A 7,342-nucleotide genomic window follows, 5' to 3' on the forward strand; every position below is an offset into this window, starting at 1 on the left:
CCCGGGCTGGCGGCGACGACGGCCGCGATGTCCGCGTCCCCGGTGGCCGGGGTGCTCGCGGCGCCGCCGGAGGACGCCCCGTACGGGCAGGTGGTGCGTCAGGCCCCGGCGGCGGGGGAGCTCTTCTACGACCGGATGATCTACGGCCTGTCCGGCCCGGCGTGGGACTGGTTCCCTCCCGGCGTCGGCTGGCTGGCCCTGGGGACGATGATCGCGGCGTTCACGGTCGCCGCCCTGGCGTACCTCGACCCGTCGGCGGACCTGCACGCCGACTGACGGGACTCACCACCCGCTGCCGGTCGGCGGGCGCAGGGTGGCGAACTGGTCGGTGATGCGCAGTCGCCTCTCGGCGAACCGGTACAGCCCCGCCGGCCGCCCGCCCGACGGGCCCGGGGGAGCGCTGCGCCCGCACGCCTCGAGCTCGCGGCGGCGGGTCAGGACGCGCTGGAGGTTGGTCGGGTCCACCGGGTGCCCGAGCGCGGCCGCGTAGAGCTGCGCGAGGAAGGACAGCGTGAACTCCTCGGGCGCGAGGGCGAAGCCGAGGTTGGAGTAGGACAGTTTGGCCGCCAGGCGGTCGCGGGCCAGTGCGACGATGCCCGCGTGGTCGTAGACCGTGTCGGGCAGCTCGTCCACGCGGAACCACGCGGTGTCGTCGGGCAGGGCCGGCGCGGCGTCGCAGGGCAGCACGCCGAGGAAGCCGGAGGCGAACACGCGCCGGCCGGGGACGCGGGCCGGGTCGGAGAAATCGGCGACCGGTTCGAGGTGGCTCAGTGACCGCACGTCGACCTTCTCGGCGAGCTGCCGGGTGGCGGAGGCGCGCAGGTCCTCGTCGTCACGGACCTCGCCGCCCGGGAGCGCCCACCGGCCGGCGGCGGGCCCCAGGGAGTGTTGCCAGAGCAGCACGTGGAGGGCGGGTGTCGAGGCCTCGGAGACCGGCCGCACCTGGCTCACCACGACGAGCACCTCGTGACCGGTGTTACACTCCTTCATGTATTCGATCATAAGTCGAAAACGTCCCCGGGCGGTTGCCGGAGGGCGCCGTGAGACTTCACCCGGGAGGGGGCAGCGTTGAGCACTGCCACAGGACACAGCACGACGGTCGCGCCGCGGCCCGGCACCACGATCGGGCGGCTCGACTCGCCGCTCGCCGCGAGGATCCGTCACGACGGCTCCGTGTACACGGGCGTCGAGCCGGACGCCGAGTGGGCCTCGGAGATCCGCCGCCTCGCCGCCGAGCGGGACGCGGTGATCCTCGCGCACAACTACGAGATCCCCGCCATCCAGGACATCGCCCACCACGTCGGTGACTCGCTGGCCCTGTCGCGGATCGCGGCGGCCGTCGAGCAGTCGACGATCGTGTTCTGCGGCGTGCACTTCATGGCCGAGACCGCCAAGATCCTCTCGCCCGACAAGACCGTCCTCATCCCTGACGAGGCCGCGGGCTGCTCGCTGGCCGACTCCATCACCGCCGAGCAGCTGGCCGAGTGGAAGTCCGAGCACCCGGACGCCGTCGTGGTCTCCTACGTCAACACCACCGCGGCGGTCAAAGCGCTCACCGACATCTGCTGCACCAGCTCCAACGCCGTGGACGTGGTCGCCTCGATCGACCCCGACCGCGAGGTGCTCTTCCTGCCAGACCAGTTCCTCGGCGCGCACGTGCGGCGCAAGACCGGTCGCGACAACGTCCTCGTGTGGGCGGGCGAGTGCCACGTCCACGCCGCGATCAACGGCGACCAGCTCACGGCCAAGGCCGGCGCCCACCCGGGCGCGGAGCTCTTCGTCCACCCCGAGTGCGGCTGCGCGACCAGCGCGCTGCACCTGGCCACCGAGGGCGCGGTGCCCGCCGATCAGGTCAAGATCCTGTCCACCGGCGGCATGATCGACGCCGCCCGTGCCTCGGGCGCCCGCGAGGTGCTCGTGGCGACGGAGGTCGGCATGATCCACCAGCTGCGCAAGGCCGCCCCGGAGATCGACTTCCTGCCGGTCAACGACCAGGCCAGCTGCCCGTACATGAAGATGATCACCCCGGCCGCGTTGCTACGCGCCCTCGTCGAGGGCGCCGACGAGGTCCACGTCGACCCCGTGACCGCCGAGGCCGCGCGCGGGTCGGTCGAGCGGATGATCGCCATCGGCAACCCGGGGTCCGGGGAGTGAGCCGCCCGGGCGTGTCGGGCGGCGTGTCGGACCGCGGAACGGTGGCGAGCGGTGCAGCCGGGGTCGACGACGACGAGTTCTTCGACCCCGACACCCGTGCGGACGCGGTGCTCGCGATCCGTCGCGCGCTCGAGGAGGACCTGCGATACGGCCCGGACGCCACCTCGCTGGCCACGGTGCCGGCCGATGCCCGGGCGACCGCGCGGCTGGCGACTCGCGCAGACGGCGTCGTGGCGGGCCTGCCGCTGATCGAGATGGTGTTGGACGAGGTGATCGGCCGGGGCACGGGCGGCTCGTCCGGCGAGAGCGGCCCCGGGTTCTCCGTGACCCTCCACGCCCGCGACGGCGACCGCGTGGCGGCCGGCGACGTCGTGGCCGAGATCAGCGCGCCCACCCTCGGGCTGCTCACCGCCGAGCGCACGGTGCTCAACCTGGTGTGCCACCTGTCCGGGGTCGCCACCGCCACCCGCGCGTGGGCCGACGAACTCGCCGGAACGAACTGCGCGGTCCGCGACACGCGTAAGACGATGCCCGGAATGCGGCTGCTGCAGAAGTACGCGGTGCGGTGCGGCGGCGGGGTCAACCACCGCCTGGGCCTGGGCGACGCGGTACTGGTCAAGGACAACCACGTCGTCGCAGCCGGTGGGGTCCTCCCGGCGCTGACGGCGGTCCGCGAGCGCTTCCCGGATCTACCGTGCGAGGTCGAGGTGGACTCCCTGGAGCAGCTCGACCAGATGCTGGCCGCGGGCGTCGACCTGGTGCTGCTGGACAACTTCCCGGTGTGGCAGACGCAGATCGCGGTGCAGCGCCGCGACAAGGTCTCGCCCTGCACGCGGCTGGAGTCCAGCGGCGGGCTCACGCTCGACGTGGCCGCCGACTACGCGCGCTGCGGCGTGGACTATCTCGCGGTCGGGGGCCTGACCCACTCCGTCGCAGTACTCGATCTGGGTCTGGACCTGTGAGGTCCGCCCCACGGGGGCGTTCGGGCTCGGGCGCCGGGCGGCGGGCCGCGTAAAGTCGTCTGCCATGACGGGGTTCTGGGACTCAGGCGAGAAGAGCACGGCGGCGGAGCGACGACTGCAGCGGATGGAGGAGGCCCGGCGCCGCGTCGAGGCCGGGGAGAACACCTCCCCGCCGCCGCCCCCCGCGCCCGCCAAGGCCTCTCGCACCCGGTCCGCCCGTGCGCCGAAGGCCGCGACCGTCGACCCGCTGTCGGTGTCCGGCGCCCAGTTCGCGGTGTGGCGCAGTGTGCAGCATTTCTGCAGCACCGACTCGACTCCCGACGCCCGCGGCGGAAACCTCGACCTGCTGGTCGCGTGGTCGGACTCCATCCAGCCGTTCCGCCTGCGCCAGCGGATCGTCGCCCGCCTGGACGACGAGGGCGCCTGGCTGCCGGTCTGCTACGCCAAGGACGGTTCACGCGAACCCATCACCCAGGCGCAGGCCGAGCGGTACAGGGAGGCCCGCCTCGGGGAGGCGACCCTGTCCGGCGGGGCGCAGAAGCCGCTCAAGGACACCGACCACCCGGACGAGACCGTCACCCTGTAAAGCACCCCGCAGGTTTCGGTTCCGCCGGCGGGGCGGTCAGCGGTCGGCGAGCGAGAACCGCCGCCCCTCCGGCTGCGGGCCCGTCGCGACGACGACCTCCTCGGCCCCGGCCTTCGCGGCCGCCGCGTCGGTGGTCTCCTTGGCGGCGGTGACCTCGTCGTCGTCCTGGTCTCCCGCGGGGTCCCCCTCGCCGGTGGCGCGAACCATCTCACCGTCGCCGGGCAGCGGTTCGACCGCCACGATCGTCCCCTCGTCGAGCAGCGCGATGATCGCCGTGCGCGCGGCGCGGGCGTAGCGCAGGTTCCGCAGGGCGGGCGTGTCGGTCTCAGGGGCGGACGGGTCGACGTCGACCAGACGCAGCGGCTCGCCCGAGTGGGCGTCGTACGCCTCGCACACTGACTCGATGAGCTCGTCGAGCCCCAGGCTGTCGCGCTCGCCGAGTTTGTCCACGATGATCATGCGAGCCCGCTCCAGCGCGGGCTGCTCGGGCTCGGTGGCGGCGTCGATGGCGGTCCGGATGGCGTCGAGAGTGGGCATGCCCCGAGAGTGCCAGCCCGCACGGCGATCCGCAGCCGGTACGCGGCCGGTGCGCGCGTCAACACGGCCGGTGACCGTCGAGCACCTCCGGCACGACGGTCACCACGACGTCCTCGATCTTCCAGCTCAGCCGCGCCAACCGCCGACGGACGTCCGACAGGGCCTCGACGGTGACCTCGCGGCCGTCGGCGGGGACGAGGAAGGCCTCCACGTGGAAGACATGCCCCTCGTCACGCACGCGCGCGCCGCGGTCCACGGACCAGTCCACCTCGGCCAGCAGTTCGTCGATCTCGTAGACGAGCGGGTGGGGGTCGGTGCCGTCGAAGCGGGTGGGGCGCGCGTCGGCGAGCCCCTCGATCGCGCCGCGCAGATTGGACCACCCGTCGCTGATGATCGACACGCTCACCACCAGTGCCGCGACCGCGTCCGCCCACCACAGCCCCAGGCCGATCCCGAACACCCCGACGATCGTGGCCAGACCGGTCTTCCAGTCGGCGCGGTTCATGGCGGCGTCGGCGTAGAGCACCTTGTCGTGCAGCGCCTCGGCCGGTGCGAGCTTCATCCGGCCGAGGATGAACGGCCCGATGACCGACAGCCCCATCACCACCACCATCAGCCACCCGGACCAGATGACGTGCCCGCCGATCTCCACCACACCCAGCGGGGGTCGCTCGCCGGTGATCAGCCCGGTGCCCGAGTCGACGATGAGGAACACGCCCATGACCAGAAGCGACACGCCGGCCACGAGGTGCCCGATGTCGACCGCCCGGTGATGCCCGTACGGGAACCGCGCGCTCGGCGGGATCCTGGACACGCGTACGGCCACGAGGAACGCGATCGGCGGCAGGAAGGACAGCGAGTCCTCGATCCACGCCGCCTTCATCGCCTGCGACTGGCCCGACACCGAGTACACGGCCGCGACCGTCACGGCGAGAACGGCGAGGGTCACCCACTCCAGCCGGATCGCGCGTCGCAGTGCGGCCTGCTGCTCCTCGGGTAGGTCCCGACCGCCGAGCGCCGTCTTCCCGCTCATGACGCTTCCCCGCTCACGACGCCTCCCCGGTGCCGGCGAGGTACGTCTCCAACGCCACGAGCAGGGCGTTCTCGCCGAGCGGCGTGGCCATCACCATCTGCTCGGTGTCGCCGTCCGGTGTGACCTCATCGGCGTAGGGTCGGGTCACCGCCGCCTCGGACTCCCACGGCGTATCGGACGTCAGCCCGCCGACGACCACGTCGAGATCGCCGCGGACCATCGCCATCACGAGTTCGCTCTCCGCACCGGGGATCCATTCCACGTCGGCTCCGTGCTCGGTGGCGAACCCACGCACCAGGTCGACCTCCCGCCCGGCGACGCGCCCGTCGTCGTACACCTCGGTCCACGGCGGGTTCTCCGACACGCCCACGCGTAGCACGCCCCCGGTGATCCGGTCGAGGCTGCCGTCGGTATCCCTGGGGAACGGTCCGCCGCACGCGGCGGTCAGGGCGCCGGTGAGGGCGAGGAGGTATACGACGACGAGCGCGTTCCGACCCCCGACCCGGCGCGACCGGCCGACCGGGAACCCGCGCTGCCGGACCTGCATGACTGACACCCTCCCGACGTCCTGCTCAGGACGAGAGTTCCACCAGGATCCCCGGCACCTCGGGGAGCAGCTCGCGGGCGAGGAAGCCGGTGGGGCCGGTCCGGGCGGACAGGCGCTCTCCGGCCCGGCCATGACTGTAGGTGGCCCACGCGGCGGCCTGTGCCGGATCCGCCCCTCGGGCCAACAGCCCGGCGATGATGCCGGCCTTGACGTCACCGGAGCCGGAGACGCCGAGTCCGAACGATCCTGACTCGTCCCGCCAGAGACGGCCGTCCGGGGTGGCGATCCACGAGGTCGAGGTGCCGGACACGACGACCGCGCGGGCGCGGCGCGCGAGTTCGGTGACGTGCGCGGGCGTGTCGGCCTCCACGTCGTCCTGGTCGACACCCAGGGTTCGAGAGAGCTCCTTGGGGTTCGGACTGAGGACCACGCGGCCGCCGAGGTGCTCGAGGCCGTCGGGGTGCTCGGTGACGTACGCCATGCCGAGCGCGTCCAGCACCAGGGTGGTCTCCAGCCGGGGGAGCACCTCTGCGAGTAGGTCTGTCGCGGCGGTCTTGTCCCCGATGCCGGGGCCGAGGACCACGGCGTCGCAGGACTTCGCGAGCCCGATGATCGTCTCGGCGCCCACCGCTGCGAGCTCCCCGTCCTCGCGTTCGGGCAGCCCGACGGCCTTGGATTCGGGGATGTGGATCGCCAGTCCGGGCGCGACCGACTCGGCCGTGACGATCTGCAACTTGCCCGCGCCGCTGCGAAGCGCGCCCTCGCCGGCCAGTTTCACCGCCCCCGGGGTGGCCCGGCTGCCGCCCACGACGATCACGCGTCCTCGGCCCTCCTTGCCCCCGCCGGGCGCGGGCAGTGGCCAGTCCCGCAGGAGGTGAGGCGTGAGGACCGTCTCGGCCCCGCTCGCACCACCGGATCCGCCGCCCGTCATGTCGCCGCCCGTCATGTCGCCGCCTCCTCCTGCGTCGTCGGCGTCTCATGCGTCGTCGGCGCATCCGCGCGCTCTACAGCTGTCGTGTCAGCGTAGTGCTCGAGTGTGAGTTGGTCGTCGGCGCGCCGGTAGGTCGTCACCGAGCAGTTGGGCAGCGGGTCCTCGCGGTCGATCGTCAGCACGTCGTGCTCGGCCATCCGCTCGAGGGCCACGCGGAAGCACATGATGACCGCCTGGTGGCTGAACACGCATACCCGCTCGCCGGCGTATTGCTGGCGCAGGTCGGTGAGCAGGTAGCGCACACGCAGCAGCACGTCGGTCCAGCTCTCGCCACCGGGCGGCCGGTAGTAGAACTTGCCGATCCGGTCCCGCCGCTCGGCCTCCTCCGGATAACGCTCTCGGATCCCCCCACCGGTGTAACCGTCCAGGATCCCCAGATCGCGCTCCCGCAGGCGCTCGTCGGTGAGCAGAGTCGGCGCGCCCGCCGCCCCGCCCGCCGCCTCGAGTGTGAGGGACGCGGTGTCGGCCGCCCGGCGGTACGGCGAGGTCAACCACACGGTGGGCCGGAGCTCCTCCGGCAGCTCGCCGAGCC

The 7,342-nt window shown here is 72.7% G+C and carries 9 protein-coding genes and 1 pseudogene; 4 read left to right on the forward strand and 6 right to left on the reverse strand.

From position 1 onward, the window contains the following. A pseudogene (locus HMPREF3086_RS01325) lies at positions 1-276 on the forward strand (hypothetical protein); the annotation flags it as partial. Between the two features lie 6 nt (positions 277-282). On the opposite strand, the gene HMPREF3086_RS01330 reads toward HMPREF3086_RS01325, so the two are convergent. Further along, a complete protein-coding gene (locus HMPREF3086_RS01330; RefSeq protein ID WP_061229144.1) occupies positions 283-990 on the reverse strand; it encodes an NUDIX hydrolase in 708 nt (235 codons plus the stop codon). A 132-nt stretch (positions 991-1,122) separates the two neighbouring features. Here HMPREF3086_RS01330 and nadA point away from each other — a divergent pair, with 132 nt between their 5' ends. The 3 genes from nadA (at position 1,123) to HMPREF3086_RS01345 (ending at position 3,702) form a co-directional block, all read left to right on the forward strand. Continuing rightward, entirely contained in the window at positions 1,123-2,154 is a 1,032-nt protein-coding gene (gene nadA, locus HMPREF3086_RS01335; protein ID WP_174521550.1) for a quinolinate synthase NadA, read from the forward strand. A 41-nt stretch (positions 2,155-2,195) separates the two neighbouring features. Next, positions 2,196-3,116, forward strand: a complete 921-nt coding sequence (nadC, locus tag HMPREF3086_RS01340) for a carboxylating nicotinate-nucleotide diphosphorylase (RefSeq protein WP_083324214.1) — start codon at positions 2,196-2,198, stop codon at positions 3,114-3,116. A 64-nt stretch (positions 3,117-3,180) separates the two neighbouring features. After that, positions 3,181-3,702, forward strand: coding sequence for a hypothetical protein (locus HMPREF3086_RS01345; RefSeq protein WP_061916437.1), 522 nt, complete (start codon positions 3,181-3,183; stop codon positions 3,700-3,702). 36 nt (positions 3,703-3,738) lie between these two features. Here HMPREF3086_RS01345 and HMPREF3086_RS01350 read toward each other — a convergent pair whose 3' ends face one another. From HMPREF3086_RS01350 to HMPREF3086_RS01370, 5 genes are all read right to left on the reverse strand, one after another. Next, entirely contained in the window at positions 3,739-4,239 is a 501-nt protein-coding gene (locus HMPREF3086_RS01350) for a hypothetical protein (RefSeq protein ID WP_061916434.1), read from the reverse strand. A 58-nt stretch (positions 4,240-4,297) separates the two neighbouring features. After that, positions 4,298-5,272 (reverse strand): cation diffusion facilitator family transporter, encoded by a 975-nt coding sequence (locus HMPREF3086_RS01355; protein WP_061916431.1) that lies wholly within the window; start codon positions 5,270-5,272, stop codon positions 4,298-4,300. 13 nt (positions 5,273-5,285) lie between these two features. Then, complete coding sequence (locus tag HMPREF3086_RS01360; RefSeq protein ID WP_061229132.1) at positions 5,286-5,819, reverse strand: transporter substrate-binding domain-containing protein; 534 nt, start codon at positions 5,817-5,819, stop codon at positions 5,286-5,288. Between the two features lie 25 nt (positions 5,820-5,844). Next, complete coding sequence (locus HMPREF3086_RS01365) at positions 5,845-6,765, reverse strand: NAD(P)H-hydrate dehydratase (RefSeq protein WP_083324213.1); 921 nt, start codon at positions 6,763-6,765, stop codon at positions 5,845-5,847. After that, on the reverse strand, positions 6,762-7,342 hold a 581-nt coding region (locus HMPREF3086_RS01370; protein WP_070719768.1), incomplete at its 5' end, for a histidine phosphatase family protein. The genes HMPREF3086_RS01370 and HMPREF3086_RS01365, both read right to left, overlap by 4 nt.

The organism is Dietzia sp. HMSC21D01 (genome assembly GCF_001815995.1).
In the GTDB taxonomy this organism is placed as follows: domain Bacteria; phylum Actinomycetota; class Actinomycetes; order Mycobacteriales; family Mycobacteriaceae; genus Dietzia; species Dietzia cinnamea.